This is a genomic window from Qipengyuania intermedia (genome assembly GCF_019711615.1).
In the GTDB taxonomy this organism is placed as follows: Bacteria; Pseudomonadota; Alphaproteobacteria; order Sphingomonadales; family Sphingomonadaceae; genus Qipengyuania; species Qipengyuania intermedia.
The window spans coordinates 318201-335108 of the sequence record NZ_JAIGNS010000001.1; the positions used below are offsets into that span (position 1 = coordinate 318201).

A 16908-nucleotide genomic window follows, 5' to 3' on the forward strand; every position below is an offset into this window, starting at 1 on the left:
GAAAAGAATTTTCTCGGCTCGTCACGCTATTCGACCGTCACGGACTTGGCGAGATTGCGGGGCTGGTCGACGTCCGTGCCTTTGACGCAAGCCACGTGGTAGGCAAGCAGTTGCACCGGAACGGCATACACCAGCGGTGCGATCAGCGGATGGACCTTTGGCATTTCGATGGTTGCCATGCAGCCTTCTCCGGCTTCTTCCAGCCCTTCGGCATCGGAAATGAGGACGATCTGGCCGCCACGGGCGCGCACCTCTTCCATGTTCGACACGGTTTTCTCGAACAGCGGGCCGGACGGAGCCAGTACGATCACCGGCACCTCGTCGTCGATCAGCGCGATCGGTCCGTGCTTCATCTCGCCGCTGGCATAGCCTTCGGCGTGGATGTAGCTGATTTCCTTCAGTTTCAGCGCGCCTTCCAAGGCCATCGGGAAGTCGGGCCCGCGACCGAGATACAGGACGTCACGGGCAGGCGCGATAAGGTGGGCCATCGCTGCAATGTCGTCGTCGTGGTCCAGGGCCGCGTTGAGGCAGGCAGGCGCTTCCAGCAAATGGGCGACAACCTCTTGCTCTTCCTGGCGGTTCATAAGGCCCTTCTTCACGGCCATGTGCGCGGCGAGCGCGGCAAGAACGGCCAATTGGCAGGTGAAGGCCTTTGTCGAGGCAACGCCGATCTCGGGACCCGCATGTGTAGGCAGGAGGAGGTCGGCCTCGCGGGCCATCGAGCTAGTCGGAACATTGACGACCGCGGCGATGGTCTGACCTTGCTCCTTGCAGTGGCGCAGGGCTGCAAGGGTATCGGCGGTTTCACCGCTTTGCGAAATGAACAGCGAAAGTCCGTTTTCTTCCAGCACGGGTTCGCGGTAGCGAAATTCGCTGGCCACATCGATGTCGACAGGGACACGAGCGAACTGCTCGAACCAGTATTTAGCGACCATTCCCGCATAGTAAGAAGTGCCGCATGCAACGATAGTCACGCGACGGATCGAGGAGATGTCGAAATCGAACTGCGGCAGGGCAACGGAATTGTCCGACTGGCGCAGATACGAACCGAGAGTCTGCGCGACCACTGTCGGCTGCTCGAAAATCTCTTTTTGCATGAAGTGGCGATAATTGCCCTTCTCGACCGCAGCGGCAGATGCTCCGGACGTCTTTACTTCCCGTTCGACCCTATTGCCCTCATCGTCGTGGATTTCGGCACCCTCACTGGTAACGACAACCCAGTCGCCTTCTTCAAGATAGGTGATCTGCTGCGTGAGCGGTGCCAGCGCCAAAGCGTCTGACCCGATATAGGTTTCTCCGTCCCCATACCCCACGACAAGCGGTGATCCGCGACGCGCACCGATGAGCATGTCGGGATGATCCCGGAACGCTATGGCGAGCGCGAAAGCGCCGCGAAGGCGAGGCAGGACATTGGCCACCGCCTCGCTTGGAGTTTCGCCGTTTTCGACCCGGCGCGACACAAGGTGAGCGACCACCTCGCTGTCGGTATCGCTCTCAAGGGTGCGCCCATCGGCGATCAGCTCGGCCTTCAGTTCCTTGAAGTTCTCGATAATGCCATTGTGGACCAGGGCTACGTGGTCGGTGGCGTGCGGATGAGCGTTCTTCGCGGTCGGAGCGCCATGCGTGGCCCAGCGCGTGTGCGCGATACCCACCTCGCCCGCGGCAGGATTTTCGGCCAAAACTCTGACGAGATTGGACAATTTCCCCTCTGCCCGGCGACGGACAAGAGTTTCATCGTGGATAGTACAGATACCGGCGCTGTCGTAGCCGCGGTATTCCATGCGTTTCAGACCATCGACCAGCCGCTCGGCAACCGGTTCCTTGCCGACGATCCCGATAATTCCGCACATACAGACAGCTCCAAAAGAATGATGCGGTCGTGACTTAGTGGATTCTGGCGAGCGATCAACGGCTCATGGTCTGGGAAGCGCGCGGTGTGCTCCACCACAGGATCAGGCCTGCGCCGATGATTATCGTCGCCCCCAGCAACGTCATCAGGTCCGGCACATCACCGAACCACCACCACCCCAGGCTGGTGGCTACCAGCATCTGGACATAGGTCGTCGGCGCAATCGTCGATGCACCTGCCCGCTGGGTGCCCATGTAAACCAGCCAGTGAGCGCTGCTGGCAGTCACCGCTACGACAGCACAACGAGCGATCACGGTCCAGTCCGGCACCGTGACGCTGAGAGCATCGACGCCCGAGAAATGTCCGCCGAAAGCCGCGACGATCAAGACGGGCATGGCGCCTACCTGCATGAAAACCTGCATCGACAGGGCGCTCCCCTGCCCGGCACTGGCGCGATTGGCGATGACCATGAGCGCGAAGAAGAAAGCGGAAGCCAGGGGCAGCAGGGCGACCGGGCCGAGTGCATACAGGTTTGGTCGCAGCACAAGCGCAACACCGACAAGGGCAATGACCGACGCCAGCCAAACTGCAGGGCGCACCTTTTCTCCCAAGAGCGGTCCAGACAGCACTGCAACGATCACAGGCGAAACGAAGGCGAGCGACATGGCCGTTGCCAAAGGCATCACGAAGATGGCGGAGAAGAACAACAGGGAAGCAGCCGCAAGGCACACTCCGCGAGCGAATTGGAGCCTGGGACTGGACGGTCTGAACGCCTTGGGGCCTTCTGTCATGGCCAGCAGGGCGGAAAGCCCGATCGCACCGATTGCGAATCGCACGCTCGCAACTGCCAGCGGCGACCACTCCCCGGCCATCGTCTTGATGACCGCATCCCCCACGCTGAGCAGCGCAAAGCCGCACAAGGCAAGCAGGATGCCGCTTCGTTCGGAGTGGTCCATGCGAGAAATAGCCCTGGGAACTTGGCGAACGTTACGCTCGCTAGATTGAGGCGACCGCCATTGCCAGAGCGCGCCATCTTTACCAACCGTTTACCAAACTTCCTCAAACAGGGGCCTTGGAAAGTGCACTGGTTTGTGGGGTAGGCAATGTCGGTAGCGATACAACCGCGGGATTTTCAATTCGGGCGGGCGGAGAAAGAACTCGACGTGACAATAGTCATGCCGTGCCTGAATGAACTGGATTCCCTTCCCCACTGTATCGGGAACGCGCTTGATGCACTGGCGCGGATGAGTTCGGAGCTCGGCCTGTCGGGCGAGATCGTCATTGCCGACAATGGCTCCACCGACGGCAGTCAGGAACTCGCGACGGAGCTGGGAGCGCGGGTCGTACCGGTTTCCGAGAAAGGCTATGGTGCCGCCCTGATCGGCGGGTGCTGCGGCGCATGGGGGCGCTACATCCTCATGGGCGATTGCGACGGAAGTTACAATTTCACCGAAGGCGTCGCGATGATCGCGAAGCTCGCGGAAGGTCACGATGTCTGCATGGGCAACCGCTTTCGCGGCGGAATAGCTGCAGGAGCGATGCCATGGAAAAACCGCCATATAGGTAATCCGGCCCTTACCGGCATCCTGAACCTGTTCTTCCGCACCGGCATGGGCGACGCGCATTGCGGCCTGAGGGCGCTGACGAAAGACGCGTTCGACCGGTTGAAGCTGACCGGGAGCGGCATGGAATTTGCCAGCGAAATGGTCATCAAAGCCTCTTTGCTGAAGCTCGACATGGTGGAAGTGCCTGCCACGCTCAGCCCGGATTTGCGCGATCGTGAGCCGCACCTGCGCCCCTGGCGCGACGGCTGGCGCCACCTGCGCTATCTCTTCATGCTTAGCCCGACCTGGGTCTTCGGGTTGCCGGGACTGCTCGGCATGAGTGCCGCGCTGGTGATCTTCTCGTTCGCCCTGATGCATTACGCCGGCGTTATCGCCGGGCCGAGTTTCTTCGGGGTCAGCTGGACCATCGTTGCCGGCTTCATGGCAACATGCGGGCATCTCGGGCTCGTTATGGCGCTGGCTGCGCATTTCCACGGCGTGCGGCAGGGATACCGACTGTTGCGACCGACAATAGCGCGCCATTCGCGCTGGTTCACTCTCGAGAGCATGCTTCTGGTCGGCCTGGGACTGATCGCTGCCGGCGCCACTGGCCTTGCAGCGGTCGGCTACAAGTGGATCGATTCCAGCTTCGTGGCCCTCGACAATCCCGTGCTTCTGATTGCTTTCGCCACCCTCGGTGCGATCGGGGTTCAAACCGTTCTCGGCGGTTTTATCCTTGCCATCATTGCGGGTAACGAAAATCGGCTTTCGCCCTCGAAATGACCTGTCGGGCGCAGAATGTCTGGCTCGGCGTGGTCATGCCGGTGCACAGGCCCTGTGCCTGGCTCGACGAGGCCCTGGCCAGCATCCCCGAAAACGAAGGCGTTCGTGTCATCATCAGGGATTCGACCCCGGAGGGGCCCGCATCCGATCTTGTCTCAAGGCACGCCGACCGTCTCGACATAGATTACGAATACCGCCCGGACATCCAGAGCTGGACGCGCAAGACGAACATCGGCGTGCAAGCCTGTCCGAGCGATCACGTGTGCACGCTTCACCAGGACGATTTCTGGCTGCCCGGGCGACTTGACACGGTCCGTGCCCTGATCGCGCAGCACCCCGACGCCGCACTGTATCTGACGGGTTCGCAAATTTCCGGTCCGACAGGAAATTTACTCGGGAAATGGCGCCCTGCGTTCAGCCCTGGCACCATCGCGGCGGAAGATTTTCGCGATCGCCTGGTCATCCAGAACTCGATTGCCATGCCCTCCCCGGTGTTCCGCCGCGATGCCTATCTCGCGGCTGGCGGTCTCGATGAAACGCTCTGGTACACTCCCGACTGGGACCTTTGGTTCAAGCTCGGCGAGCAGGGTGCCGTCGTCTTCGACGAGACCATCACTACGGCTTTTCGCATTCACGGCACATCGCAAACCATGTCCCGCAGCAGGGAGGAAATGCGCGAGCAGATGCATATCATCCTGAACCGTTACGCAGATCCGGGTTCCCCCATCGAGCGCATCGGACGCGCGTCTGCCGAGATCAATACAGCTCTCGCCCGCGCTGCCTCGGGGAAAGGGACCGAAGCCCTCAGAGCCGTGAGCAGCCTAGCGCGGCTTGGCCCCATGAAGGCGGCCAAGTATCTAAGGTACTCGACCCTTATTCCTCGCCTGATGCCGCGTCTGAAAGCCTTCGCTGGCAGGAAGGTTTGGTCGATGCTGGCTTTGTCGCGCCATGAGTCGTTCCGCTATATCGTCGTCGGGCTGGCGTCGGCACTGATCATCAACATTATTCTGATCGGTGGCAGTTTCCTGAGCGTCAACTACGGTATCAGCCTCGTGGTCGCGTTTTGCGTCAGCGTGACCGGGGCCTATCTCGCGCATGCTAAATTCACATTTAGGGAAGAGTACGCCCTTGACGGCTTTGCGCGCTTTGTTTCCGCAAACCTGCTGGGGTTTGGCTTGACGGTGGCGCTTATCGTCCTGCTGCATGATCTCATGGACATTCCGCTGTGGATCGCGTCGCCCGCCACCAGCGTCATCCTGTTCGTCTACAACTATCTGTCTGCCCGTTGGGCTATCAAGGTGAGCAGGATATTTCACTGAAACTGTCGTCAGTGCGCCAGCTTGACGACAGCCCGTAGAGCGGAGGGTTCGCCCGACACCTTCTCGGCCAATTGCTGGACGGGCATAAGAACGCCCGAGGCCACTACGAAAATCGAGGTATTCGCGCGACCGAGGCTACGGGCGATGGAACGTCCCATCGAAGGTATGGAAACGTCGATGTGCTTTTCGATTGTGAAGCCGGCCGCTTGAAGACACGCATCGAAAGATTGCCTGCTGAAATGCTGCCGGTGAAATGGCAGATACCAGTTATCCCAATTCCCCTTGAAGTAAGAGGCCCAGGGACAAGCGATATTAGGCACCTCTATGATGGCACGAGCAGAAGGCTTCATCAGGCCTCGAAGGCCCTTCAGGAATTGAACCGGATCGTTATCGTGCTCGACCACGTGCATGCAGACCAGCAAATCCGATTGGCTTCCTATTCGATCCTTCTCTGCGAACGGAATGTATTGGGCGCGGGAAAGGCGCGCGGGCGGATCGGGGAAAAAGTCCATGCCGACCACTCGACTTCCCTGCCCTGAGACACGCGCCAATTCCTCGGTGACCATGCCGGCCCCGCAGCCGAAATCGACAATCGTCCCCTCATCGAAATCCGCCTGCGACAGCATTTTCGCCGCTTCGCGACGGAAGAAGCGGCGTTTGATAGCCGAAGACATCCGGCTGTCGATCACTTGGTAGTCTTGCGTATCCCGGCCATCGTAAAGGACGCTGACGTCTTCGATGACAGGAAATGCCTTCCCGTGCCCACAACGATGGCACTGGAAGACCTGGCACCGGTCGAATGGCCCCGCCGAGACTGCAACGTCGACCAGTGGATGAGGGTCCAATTCGCATTTTTGCCCGCGAATAATCTCGCATGGATCCATTGGCGTCATTTCCTGATCCACTCAGCGCTCCCCTATATCGGTACTGGAGCAGGCAGACGAGTTCGCATCAAAGTGTATTGCTTCGTCGAGGGAAGGCAACCCGGCCTTCGCCGCCTCGCCGTCATCGAAAACCTTCACCGAGTATCGGTCGCACAGGCTCGCAACTTGCCCGTCGGTCAGGGCTGCCCGGGCCATGCGTACCGGACCACTTGCCTCCATCGGGATGTTGCGAACCAGATCGTTTGAGAAAAGGTGGTTCGGTGCATCGACCAGCACAATGTCGACCTCCATCTCGCTCAGCCTTTTGTTCGCCTCTGCCCATGGCTGGACGAAGGAGTGCGCCTGATAGAAGCGAAGCGGCAACAACAGCAGGCCGGCCAGAACGCCCGCCCCGAAAATTGCCCTGCCCGCATTGGACGTATCTAAGCGCAGCTTAACCCAGCCAAGCGCCGCCAGCAGGGTCACGATGCCCAGCAGCTGGTGAAGGTAGCGATAGCCCCAGCCATGCCCCTGATAGGGAATGATAACCGTCATAAAGATGATGGTTGCAACGATGCTGAGCACACACGCACGCCAGAACCCTTTCAGTTTCCACGCAACCGGGATCGCCAGCGCCATCAGGGGAAGGGTCAACGGGTTCTGCCAGAGTTGGAACCTGACGAGATTGAGGCCCATCGTCGCGACTGCGGAGAAGTCGTTACGAGATAGAAGGGTTATTACTGTCTCTGTTACGGAGACGGGCGCCCGCCCATCCCCGCCCGGTGGGACCGCGCCGACTAGCTTATAGGAGAGCGAATTCCACATCATCCAGAAGGCGACACCGACCATGATGACCACTCCCTGCCCTATCGCTGCGCGGCGTCGTCCGGAGAGGAACAGGTCGAGCACGAAAAACCCGGCAAAGATCGGGAAGAAGGCGAACTGGTGGAGACCGATCGCAATCACCGCCACGATGCCGGCCAGCAGCTGCGAGAGTGTACCGCTGCGATAGACGAGCGCTAGCCAGGCCATGTTGAAGAAGAGGTGCGCTGACATCGCATAAGTGGTCATCCCTGTGATGACCCATTGAGCCGACGTCGCAGCAAGGACGACACTTATTGTGGGCAGAGCCTCTTCTTCGGGAAGGTGCCTTCGGGCGACCAGCACCGTCATCCAGATTGCGCCCGCTGCGAACAGCGGGCTGGCAAAAGGACCAAGCAGTCCCTGGAAAAGAGCATTCAACGGAAGATAAGTGGATGCCCAATGGGTCGCATCACCGCTGATCCGCGAAAAGATGGGCTGCATTGCATAGGCGTAATCGGCAAACTCGGCCGGGATGGCGCCCATCGCCTGTCCCGATGCTAGCGCGTAGCCATCTGCACGGGCCCAGTACTCATCCATCGAGAGAGGGTATGCGCCAAGGATGCCGAAGGCGCCCGCCAGGGCAATCAGCGCGACGAGCGGGATCATCAGGTGCATCGGCAAGTTCAGGGCTGCCTTACGAACCCTTCCCAAGCTCGCCGAGACACCCGGATTTTTACCGATCATTCTCCCGCCGAGCAAAGCGATCGATAGACCGATCAAAATGGGAATATCTTGGGTCTTCAGCAGGTAGAGCGGTAAGAACGGCAAACTCTCCTTGAAGATCTCGACCAGTACGAGGACAACAAGGCAGAACCCCAACAACCCAGTCGCAGAACGCGATAGCGCCCTGAGGGGACGATCCTGGCTATGAGATCGTGGTGTGATCGAGCTTGCTTCCATATTGACGGCTGACCGGCGTAGGGGCCGGGGCTATGCCGTTACCTCCCTTGAAAATTGCGGACCGGAATTTCCAGCGCCACGCCGCAGTCCAAATCTTCAAGCAAGTCACGCTTGCTGACGATGCTCTCTTCAAGACCGTCAGGCAGTATTGCAGGCTCTATTCCTAGAGCACGGTAATGTGTGCTGTCGACCAGGCCGACGCTGGGGTTTCGGCAAAGCTCGTACAATGAATTCTCTTCGACCAGAGCGAGGTCTATCATCTTGGGATCGCGGTCAAAGTCGGGATGGTTTCGTATAATATCGCGGACATAAAAGCCTTCCCTGATGTCGAAGAGGACAAAATCCCGGCCCGACTCTTCCACTTCGCTATGAAGCCTGGCGTATGGTTCGGAAAAGGATCTCGCCATCACAAGCTGGGTCGGCAACTGGAACAGGAATGCAGCGCCCAGGGCCAGCTTGAGTGACAACCACGCTTTTCCGGGGGCCTGGTCCGGCTGGACCCTGTTCCACCCATACCCGGCAAGCAAACAAAATGCGGAAACTTGCGAACTGAGATACCGGTAGCCCCATCCGTGACCCTGATAGATCATCAGAAGCAAGCCTAGTCCGCAAACACCGGCGAGCGGAAGAGCTGCAGTGCGGCTCCAGTCCTTTTGGGATCGAAAAGTTCGAAGCGCGGCGAAGCCCAGAGGCAATAAGAGGATATTTTGCCAGACCGCGAACCGTAGAAGATTGGCGAACCAGGTCATCGGCGAAAAATCTGCAAAGCGCTGCAATCTCGACAGAATATAGTCAGTTAGACTAGCAGGTGCCCCGGCGCCGTTCGGGACGGTGTCCAAGCCCTCTAGCAACCAGCCAGGGTAAACCGACCACCAGAACAGCGTAAGCGCGGTATAGCCAAGACCGTAGATCGTCACCAATCTCCACTCCCTTCGCACGATCAGCCAGCAGAAGAAGGGAAGCGCCACCATCAGGTGGAAATGAAATTTGTGGAGGCCCATTGCCACGAAGGCCACGAGCAAGGCGGCGACCGCGGTCACAGGCGTGCGACGAATAAAAAGAGCCAGCCACAATGCGTTGAAGGCAAATTGCCCTGTCATCGCATAGGCAGTCATGGACGTAACGACCAACTGGCTTGAGCTGGCAGCAAGCAGCGTGACTACCAGCGCAGTGTCACGTCTGGTCGGCCAGATTCGTCTCGCTGCATCCCACACTGCCGCCAAACCGATAATCAGTAGAACCGGGTTCAGGAGGGCGTGGTGCGCGATGTTGCCAGACAGCCAGAGTAAAGCGGAATTTATCGGAAGATAGCTGCTCACCCAGTATTTCTGCGGCGAGACCCTGGGGTCTCCGTACTCCGGAAACATGCCTTCGCCGAACGCACTGTAAGCGGCAGGCACCTTCGTCACGGGCCCGCCTCGCGCGAATTGCTCCGCACCGAAAATTGCGAGGGATTCGTCCCGTGACAGGTGATGGCCGTGCATGAACAGCCAGAAACCTGCAAAGCTGAAAAGTAGCAGGAGAAGCGCAGCCAAGCCCAAGGTGCGGTTGCTGATCTCCTGCTCACGCTCCCACGAGCGTGGGTAGCGGACGTAGGCCGATGCTGCGATGAGGATGGTCAGCACCCCCAGCACCGGTAGATCTTGGCGAAAGAGATAGTATTCCGTGATGTCGTACGGCCGGATCTGCCAAAGCAGCCAAAGCACGTAAGAGAATACGACGATCAGGGCCGGGAGCACCCACAGGGACGGGCCATCTCGGTTTGCGCTTGTACGCGCTCTCATCGCCCCCACCCCCTTCAGAAGATCGTGAACACGGCACCTTGAACGAGGATGCCTGACTTTTCAGCGATATTCTGTTTCCGAGTGTGGCAGGCTTAGGAAAAAATCAAGGTTTCCGAATTATTCACCACAACCGCAAATGCGTGATTTGCCATCCTTTGGGCAAAGACAGCGCGTCATATGGATAGTGAGCCTCGGGGGTTTGGCATGAGTGCATTCGGACGCAAGAACGGTGCTGGCGGTATGGGTTCCGGCGCTCGCCCGCAGTTTGGCGTGGCGAAACCGATGCGCGGCGGCGCTGGTAGTTCGAAACCTGCGAGCGACGATGCAGCCGAAGGCGGCGAACAATTCCCTCCCCTTCCCGAAGAAGGCACACCTGCGCCGGAAGGCGCCGGCAAGAATCGCAATAGCGATGCGATGGCCCGCCTGTCGGAGCGCATGAATGCCACGCATTCCGGCGACAGCGAGGTCGGAGGTTTCGAAGCAAGCGTCCACAAGATCAAGGAACAGGTGCTCCCGCGCCTGCTCGAACGCGTCGATCCCGAGGCAGCTGCTACGCTGACCAAGGACGAGCTTTCGGAAGAATTCCGTCCGATCATCATGGAAGTGCTGGCCGAACTGAAGGTCACGCTGAACCGCCGCGAGCAATTCGCGCTCGAGAAGGTGCTGGTCGACGAGCTGCTGGGCTTCGGTCCGCTCGAAGAGCTTCTGAACGATCCGGATGTCTCCGATATCATGGTCAACGGGCCGGACCAGACCTACATCGAAAAAGGCGGCAAGCTGGTGCTTGCGCCGATCCGTTTCCGTGACGAGGGGCACCTCTTCCAGATCGCCCAGCGCATCGTGAACCAGGTCGGCCGCCGCGTCGACCAGACCACGCCGCTTGCCGACGCCCGTCTCAAGGACGGCAGCCGTGTAAACGTCATCGTGCCGCCGCTCTCACTGCGCGGCACCGCCATCTCGATCCGTAAGTTCTCCGAGAAGCCGATCACCATCGACATGCTCAAGGACTTCGGTTCGATGAGCGAGAAGATGGCGACCGCCCTCAAGATTGCCGGCGCCTGCCGCATGAACATCGTCATTTCGGGCGGTACGGGTTCGGGTAAGACGACCATGCTCAACGCCCTGTCGAAGATGATCGACCCGGGCGAGCGCGTTCTCACCATCGAGGACGCTGCCGAACTTCGCCTGCAGCAGCCGCACTGGCTGCCGCTGGAAACGCGTCCGCCGAACCTTGAAGGCCAAGGCGCCATCACCATCGGCGACCTCGTGAAGAACGCCCTGCGTATGCGCCCCGACCGCATCATCCTGGGCGAAATCCGCGGCGCGGAATGTTTCGACCTTCTCGCCGCCATGAACACGGGTCACGACGGTTCGATGTGTACGCTTCACGCCAACAGCCCGCGCGAATGCCTCGGCCGTATGGAAAACATGATCCTGATGGGCGACATCAAGATCCCGAAGGAAGCCATCTCGCGCCAGATCGCCGAATCCGTCGACCTGATCGTGCAGGTGAAGCGCCTTCGCGACGGTTCGCGCCGCACCACCAACATTACCGAGGTGATCGGGATGGAAGGCGATGTGATCGTGACGCAGGAACTGTTCAAGTTCGAGTATCTCGACGAAAGCGAAGACGGCAAGATCATGGGCGAATTCCGCTCCAGCGGCCTGCGTCCCTACACGCTCGAGAAGGCTCGCCAGTTCGGGTTCGACCAGGCGTATCTCGAAGCCTGCCTGTAAAACCCTTGCCCTATCCCCTGATCACTGCGGGGATGGAAACTACCAGCAGCGCACCGCCCAGGACGGCGAATGTCAGGAAAAGCCCGGTCCAGGGCATCCAGCCGACATTGTCGATGCTGGTGCGCTTCGAACGTCTGCGCTCCATCAGAAGGGCCATCAGCGCCACGGCTATGCAAGCGGCACCCCACAGGGCGACAATGTCCGCCTCGCTCGCAAATGTAAGGAACCCCTTCATCGCCGGCATATGGGCGGCGAAATGCCCTGCTCCAAGGGGTGGGTTGCAGGAACGGTGTCTCTACAGGGCGGTTTTTTGTGGTATTGAGGCCAGTCCGAGAGGTCCTCGGGCGAAGGAGATTACCATGATCAAGAAACTGATGCTCGCCGTGGGTCTCACCACGATGTGTCTTGCCGCCACTGCCTGCAACACCGTAAAGGGCCTGGGTGAAGATATCCAATCGGTCGGCGAAGCTGGTGAAGACGCGATCGATTGACAACCAAAGGATCGCTCCCATGCTGAAACGCGTTATATTGCTTGCCTCTGCTCTTTCGATGACTGCCGCACTCGGCGCGTGCAACACCGTCAAAGGTCTTGGCGAAGACGTGAAATCCGTCGGCAGGGCCGGGGAACGCGCAATCGATTGAGGCCGGTCTCAACGGAAGCGAACAGGACACGCCCGCCCGTCGAACGGCGGGCGTTTTCGTGTCAGCCCTTACGGTACACCAGCACGAGGTTGTTCGCGGGCATTTCGTAGCGTGCAGTGCGGGCCAATCCCTCACCCGCACCCAACTCATCGAGCCATTCCACTCGGCGTAGCCCCCAATCGGCGTTGCGGCCGCGCAGGCTGCGATCGAAGTCGATATTCGATTCCACCGGCTCGATGCCCGCCTCGAAGAATGGCCCGTAGATAATCAGCGGCCCATCGCCTCTTAGTGCTCTCGCCGCACCCCGGAATAGTCCCGCGCTCGAAGCTGCACTGCTGATGTGTAGCATGTTCACGCACAGGATTGCCGCCACGGAGCCCACTCCCCACTCGGGGGCCGCGGCATCGAGCGCGATCGCCCGCTCCAGATTGGGCAATCCTGCCTCGCTCGCCCAGGCATTGATCGATGCGAGCGCATCAGGATCGAGATCGCTGGGCTGCCACATCAGGTGAGAAAAGCAGCGCGCCAGGAAAACGGCATGCTCCCCCGACCCGCTCGCTATTTCGAGTACAGTGCCCCGATCCGGCAGCTCTCCTGAAAGGACTTCGGCAAGAGGGGCCGAGTTGCGCGCAGTCGCAGGCGCGTGACGTTTCATTCGCTCTGCTCAGTTCACCTGCCGATCGCGACCTTCCCAATAGGGCGCGCGGAGATCTTTCCTAAGGATCTTGCCGCTCGCATTGCGCGGCATCACGTCGATGACGTCGATACTTTTGGGAACCTTGAATTTTGCCAGGCGCTCGCTCGTCCAGGCGATAATGTCGGCCTCGTCCACCTGTGTGCCGGGCTTCGGCACCACGCAGGCTTTCACCGCCTCGCCCCAAGTGTCGTCGGGGACGCCAATGACGGCGACTTCGCCCACGCTGGGGTGACCGTAAATGGCGCTTTCCACCTGGGCGGGATAAACGTTCTCGCCGCCCGAAATGATCATGTCCTTGATGCGGTCCTGAATGAAAACATAGCCGTCTTCGTCCATGTAGGCGGCGTCGCCTGTGTGCATCCAGCCGTCCTTGAGCGAGCTTTCCGTCGCTTCGGGCAGGTTCCAGTAACACGCCATGTTGGACGGGCTCTTGCAAATGAGTTCGCCGACTTCGCCTCGGGGCAGTTCCTCGCCATCTTCACCGATGACCTTGAGTTCGACGCCCGCCACCGCCTTGCCGCAGGACTTCATGCGCTCGTTGCCTTCGAGCGAGTGATCCTCCGGCGGCAGCGCGGCGATGGTGCCGGTCGTTTCGGTCATGCCATAGCATTGCAGAAAGCCTGCCTCGGGAATAGTGCGCACCGCTTCGCGCAAAAGATCGAGCGGGATCGGCGCCGCCCCATAGAGCACATATTTGACAGCGGACATGTCGGTCGTCTTGGCGCGCGGATGCTGGACAACCATCTGCAAGGCGGCCGGGACGATAAACAGTCGGGTAATACCCTGTTCGAACCCGTCAAGGACGCCGTCTGGCGTGAATTCGGCCTGCACGATCGACCTGATACCAGCCCCCATCGCCATGACGCCGAGCCCCGTTCCGCCGATGTGAGCACATGGCATGCAAACGAGGATGGCCTCGTCGTCATCGAACAGGGACCACGGCTGGCCTTCCTCCTGGCTGGGAATGCGTAGCGAGAACAGGTTGCGATTGGTCAGAACCGCGCCCTTCGGGTTGCCGGTCGTGCCCGAGGTATAGAGCTGGAGCACGGCATCGTCCGGTCCCGCCGGATCGAATTGCGCCTCGTCAGATTTGTCGATGGCGGCGATCGCATCTTTTTGCCCGATGACTTCGGGCTTCTCGGACAATTCGGAGACGGCCTTGGCTGCCATGTCCTCGAAGCCGTCGCCGAGAAACAGGATTTTCGCGCCCGTGTCCTTGAGGATATAGGCGATCTCCGGGGCGGCTAGGCGCCAGCCGATCGGTACCATCACCACGCCCATCCGGGCTGCAGAATAGAACAATTCGAAGTAATGGCGCGCGTTCTTCCCCAGCCAGGCGATCCGGTCACCCTTCGCCAAACCATGTTCGACAAACATCGCGACGATCTTGCGGCTACGACGCTCGAACTCGGAGTAGGTGATGGCATCATCGCCTTCTTCGAGAACGACATTGTCGGGCCGCTCGCTCGCCCAATGCGTGATAAATTCATCGAAGCTGAGCTTCTGTTCGCCGGTTCCGGTCATCGCCTCTATCTCCCTTGCGGCCCATCATGCCATGCATGGAGCCGGGAGCAAGAGGCCTATTGCCAGCGCCCCCCTGCACGGGCGCGCCGCTCCCTTATGGCCAGCCATAGGAAAAGACCCAGCGGGCCTGCCATCAATGTTGCGAAGAGTATGGGAGCCTGAACCAGGCGCGAGAACCCTTTCGCATCGGCATCGCGGGCGATCCACAGGCCCACGAACAGATCGAAAGCGAGAAAATGTATCCAACCAATAGTCACGCCGGCATCGCTGGAGAAAATCTGGCGCACGCCCTCGATCGATGAAAAATCGCCGCCTTCTCCGCCAGGTGCAATGCCCGTCACCACGGCGATCAGGAACACCGCGTAAGCCGCGCTCAACAGGCCCACACCGAGATAGAGGATTGCCGCAAGGAGTGCCGGCCACCGCGGCAGGAACACCAGTGCCACCCACATTACCAGGGCCAAGGCGTTGGCAATTGCGAAAACAGTGTCCCACATGCTTGCTATCCTAATCGGTGATCAGTTGCGGCAGGCGTTTTGCTGCCCGAATGATACCATCGTTATCATGCACGAAGCGCCCCCTCGCCGCGCTCTTGGCAAGAGCGATGGCAGCCTGAGCGACGGTTTCGGCCTCTATAGCGCGATACTGGCGGTACTTGCCGTGTAGCAGTAGGTTGGCGACAGGTGCGGCAGCAATGCCGATGCGCTCGCCGATCCTGCGATCATTTTCCCGTTTTCCGCGCAGAAGCCCGGGGCGAAGGATATCCAGCCGATTGAAACGCAGCTTCGTCAATTCGCGCTCAGTTTCGCCCTTCACGCGAAGATAGAAGTTTTTCGACGCCGTATCCGCGCCGACCGAACTAATGGCAATAAAACGGTCGACTCCCTGCTCCCTCGCCGCACGCGCGGTGTCGAGAACCAGATGCTGGTCGACCGCCCGAAAGGCGTCCTCGTCCTCACCCGCTTTTTTCCACGTTGTGCCGAGCGCACAGATAACCGCCTTGGGCCGTATCGCTTCGAGCACCTCTCCCCATTTTGCAGGTTCGGCAACGAAGAGTTCCATGCGGATACCGCGCGGCAGCTTTGCCTCGCGCCTTGCGATTGCCGACAGGCGCACATCCTCGCGCCCGATGGATTCTTCCATCACCTTCCCTCCGATAAGGCCGGTGGCGCCGATAAGGCACAGGCGTAACGCATCGTCAGACATTGGACAGACCCTGCGGAGCGCGGCCGTAAATCCGCGTGCATTGATCGATTGCGAAACGATCGGTCATGCCCGCGATAAAATCGGCGATGTGGCGGCTCTTAGCCGGTTCGGTTTCGGGAAGACGTTTGAGCCAATCGTCCGGCATCGTGGTCGGATCTTGCTGGTAGGCGACAAACAGTCTCGCGATGACGTCCCTTGCCCGCTCGGCCGTCTGCAATTGCTCGGGATGGTAATAGAGACGCCGGTACATGAACTTTTTCAGCGTGCGTTCCCGATCTGCCATGCCGGGCGAAAATCCGGCCAGTTGCTTGCCCGCCTCGCGGACCTGCCGGACGCTGTCGAGACCCGCGATGTTCTTGCGCGTATGTTCGAGCACGTCGTTCACCATCAGACCGATCTGGCTTCGCACAAGTTCGCGAAGCTGCTTGTCGCGCGAGATATGCGGAAAGCGTTTCTCGACGGCCCGGAACTGGTCGGCGAGAAAGTCGATCTCCATCAGGTCGTCGAGCGACAGGAAACCTGCCCGCAAGCCATCGTCGATGTCGTGATTGTCATAGGCGATGTCGTCCGCCACAGCCGCCACCTGTGCTTCGAGAGACGGCCACTGGCCAAGCTCCAGCGGATAGGCGGCATCGATCTCGCTCAAAGCCCAGTTTGCTGCCGAAACGGGGCCGTTGTGCTTTGCCAGACCCTCCAGAGTTTCCCACGTCAGGTTCATGCCGGGATGGTCGGGATAATTGCTTTCGAGCCGGGCAAGCGTTCTTATGCCCTGCGCATTGTGGTCATAGCCGCCTGCGTGGATCATCGCCTCTTCAAGCGCAGTCTCACCTGCGTGTCCGAACGGCGGATGGCCGATGTCGTGACCCAGGCACAGCGCTTCGGTAAGATCCTCGTCCAAGCCAAGTTCGCGGGCAATGACGCGGCCGATCTGGGCCACTTCGATGCTGTGCGTAAGGCGGGTGCGATAATGATCGCCGTCGGGCGCGACGAAAACCTGCGTCTTGGAGCGCAAGCGGCGAAAGGCGATCGAATGAACGATACGGTCGCGGTCGCGCTGGAATTCGCTGCGCGGACCACGCGTTCCGTCGCGTTCCTCGGGAAATTCGCGTCCGCGCGAAGCAGCGGGATCGGCAGCGTAAGGAGCTCTGTTCATGGAGCGCCAAGGCTTAGGTCAGCCGAATCCGCGGGACAACGTG

At 60.0% G+C, this 16908-nt stretch carries 16 protein-coding genes; 5 read left to right on the forward strand and 11 right to left on the reverse strand.

Annotated elements, in window-relative coordinates; all coding sequences use genetic code 11:
• Positions 1-26 precede the first annotated feature (26 nt).
• Both glmS and K3179_RS01540 read right to left on the reverse strand, forming a co-directional pair.
• Complete coding sequence (gene glmS, locus K3179_RS01535; protein WP_221562168.1) at positions 27-1850, reverse strand: glutamine--fructose-6-phosphate transaminase (isomerizing); 1824 nt, start codon at positions 1848-1850, stop codon at positions 27-29.
• Between the two features lie 55 nt (positions 1851-1905).
• Positions 1906-2805, reverse strand: coding sequence for a DMT family transporter (locus K3179_RS01540; RefSeq protein ID WP_221562169.1), 900 nt, complete (start codon positions 2803-2805; stop codon positions 1906-1908).
• Positions 2806-3024: 219 nt separating this feature from the next.
• Between K3179_RS01540 and K3179_RS01545 the strand changes: the two genes are divergently transcribed.
• Positions 3025-4176: a glycosyltransferase family 2 protein gene (locus tag K3179_RS01545; protein ID WP_247712832.1), complete on the forward strand. Its 1152-nt coding sequence runs from the start codon at positions 3025-3027 to the stop codon at positions 4174-4176.
• Entirely contained in the window at positions 4173-5495 is a 1323-nt protein-coding gene (locus K3179_RS01550; RefSeq protein WP_221562171.1) for a GtrA family protein, read from the forward strand. The genes K3179_RS01545 and K3179_RS01550 overlap by 4 nt, the downstream gene beginning before the upstream one ends.
• Before the next feature lie 8 nt (positions 5496-5503).
• Here K3179_RS01550 and K3179_RS01555 read toward each other — a convergent pair whose 3' ends face one another.
• The 3 genes from K3179_RS01555 to K3179_RS01565 form a co-directional block, all read right to left on the reverse strand.
• A complete protein-coding gene (locus K3179_RS01555; protein WP_221562172.1) occupies positions 5504-6400 on the reverse strand; it encodes a class I SAM-dependent methyltransferase in 897 nt (298 codons plus the stop codon).
• A complete protein-coding gene (locus tag K3179_RS01560; protein WP_221562173.1) occupies positions 6401-8041 on the reverse strand; it encodes a hypothetical protein in 1641 nt (546 codons plus the stop codon).
• Between the two features lie 119 nt (positions 8042-8160).
• A complete protein-coding gene (locus K3179_RS01565) occupies positions 8161-9906 on the reverse strand; it encodes a hypothetical protein (protein WP_221562174.1) in 1746 nt (581 codons plus the stop codon).
• Positions 9907-10110: 204 nt separating this feature from the next.
• Between K3179_RS01565 and K3179_RS01570 the strand changes: the two genes are divergently transcribed.
• Positions 10111-11643, forward strand: coding sequence for a TadA family conjugal transfer-associated ATPase (locus K3179_RS01570; RefSeq protein WP_221562175.1), 1533 nt, complete (start codon positions 10111-10113; stop codon positions 11641-11643).
• Positions 11644-11653: 10 nt separating this feature from the next.
• Here the strand turns inward: K3179_RS01570 and K3179_RS01575 are convergent, their stop codons facing one another.
• Complete coding sequence (locus tag K3179_RS01575; RefSeq protein ID WP_247712761.1) at positions 11654-11878, reverse strand: hypothetical protein; 225 nt, start codon at positions 11876-11878, stop codon at positions 11654-11656.
• Between the two features lie 124 nt (positions 11879-12002).
• On the opposite strand from K3179_RS01575, the gene K3179_RS01580 reads away from it, so the two are divergent.
• Positions 12003-12134 carry an entericidin A/B family lipoprotein gene (locus tag K3179_RS01580; protein WP_221562177.1) on the forward strand — a complete coding sequence of 44 codons (132 nt, stop codon included), beginning with the start codon at positions 12003-12005 and terminating at the stop codon, positions 12132-12134.
• Between the two features lie 19 nt (positions 12135-12153).
• Positions 12154-12285, forward strand: a complete 132-nt coding sequence (locus K3179_RS01585; RefSeq protein ID WP_221562178.1) for an entericidin A/B family lipoprotein — start codon at positions 12154-12156, stop codon at positions 12283-12285.
• A gap of 61 nt (positions 12286-12346) precedes the next feature.
• Here K3179_RS01585 and K3179_RS01590 read toward each other — a convergent pair whose 3' ends face one another.
• The 5 genes from K3179_RS01590 to K3179_RS01610 are packed head-to-tail and all read right to left on the reverse strand — an operon-like array spanning position 12347 to position 16865.
• A complete protein-coding gene (locus tag K3179_RS01590; RefSeq protein ID WP_221562179.1) occupies positions 12347-12940 on the reverse strand; it encodes a DUF938 domain-containing protein in 594 nt (197 codons plus the stop codon).
• Positions 12941-12949: 9 nt separating this feature from the next.
• A complete protein-coding gene (locus K3179_RS01595) occupies positions 12950-14506 on the reverse strand; it encodes a fatty acid--CoA ligase (RefSeq protein WP_221562180.1) in 1557 nt (518 codons plus the stop codon).
• Between the two features lie 56 nt (positions 14507-14562).
• Positions 14563-15003: an ABA4-like family protein gene (locus tag K3179_RS01600; RefSeq protein WP_221562181.1), complete on the reverse strand. Its 441-nt coding sequence runs from the start codon at positions 15001-15003 to the stop codon at positions 14563-14565.
• Positions 15004-15013: 10 nt separating this feature from the next.
• Entirely contained in the window at positions 15014-15712 is a 699-nt protein-coding gene (locus K3179_RS01605) for an NAD(P)H-binding protein (protein WP_221562182.1), read from the reverse strand.
• On the reverse strand, positions 15705-16865 hold the full coding sequence (locus K3179_RS01610) for a deoxyguanosinetriphosphate triphosphohydrolase (RefSeq protein ID WP_221562183.1): 1161 nt from the start codon (positions 16863-16865) through the stop codon (positions 15705-15707). Before K3179_RS01610 ends, K3179_RS01605 begins: the two co-directional genes overlap by 8 nt.
• Between the last annotated feature and the right edge of the window lie 43 nt (positions 16866-16908).

Coding starts and splice junctions, on each gene's coding strand:
- K3179_RS01550 (WP_221562171.1), top strand. CDS start 4,173: ATGACCTGTCGGGCGCAGAATGTCTGGCTCGGCGTGGTCATGCCGGTG.
- K3179_RS01575 (WP_247712761.1), bottom strand. CDS start 11,878: ATGAAGGGGTTCCTTACATTTGCGAGCGAGGCGGACATTGTCGCCCTG.
- K3179_RS01590 (WP_221562179.1), bottom strand. CDS start 12,940: ATGAAACGTCACGCGCCTGCGACTGCGCGCAACTCGGCCCCTCTTGCC.
- K3179_RS01565 (WP_221562174.1), bottom strand. CDS start 9,906: ATGAGAGCGCGTACAAGCGCAAACCGAGATGGCCCGTCCCTGTGGGTG.
- K3179_RS01595 (WP_221562180.1), bottom strand. CDS start 14,506: ATGACCGGAACCGGCGAACAGAAGCTCAGCTTCGATGAATTTATCACG.
- glmS (WP_221562168.1), bottom strand. CDS start 1,850: ATGTGCGGAATTATCGGGATCGTCGGCAAGGAACCGGTTGCCGAGCGG.
- K3179_RS01570 (WP_221562175.1), top strand. CDS start 10,111: ATGAGTGCATTCGGACGCAAGAACGGTGCTGGCGGTATGGGTTCCGGC.
- K3179_RS01605 (WP_221562182.1), bottom strand. CDS start 15,712: ATGTCTGACGATGCGTTACGCCTGTGCCTTATCGGCGCCACCGGCCTT.
- K3179_RS01580 (WP_221562177.1), top strand. CDS start 12,003: ATGATCAAGAAACTGATGCTCGCCGTGGGTCTCACCACGATGTGTCTT.
- K3179_RS01600 (WP_221562181.1), bottom strand. CDS start 15,003: ATGTGGGACACTGTTTTCGCAATTGCCAACGCCTTGGCCCTGGTAATG.
- K3179_RS01545 (WP_247712832.1), top strand. CDS start 3,025: ATGCCGTGCCTGAATGAACTGGATTCCCTTCCCCACTGTATCGGGAAC.
- K3179_RS01610 (WP_221562183.1), bottom strand. CDS start 16,865: ATGAACAGAGCTCCTTACGCTGCCGATCCCGCTGCTTCGCGCGGACGC.
- K3179_RS01585 (WP_221562178.1), top strand. CDS start 12,154: ATGCTGAAACGCGTTATATTGCTTGCCTCTGCTCTTTCGATGACTGCC.
- K3179_RS01540 (WP_221562169.1), bottom strand. CDS start 2,805: ATGGACCACTCCGAACGAAGCGGCATCCTGCTTGCCTTGTGCGGCTTT.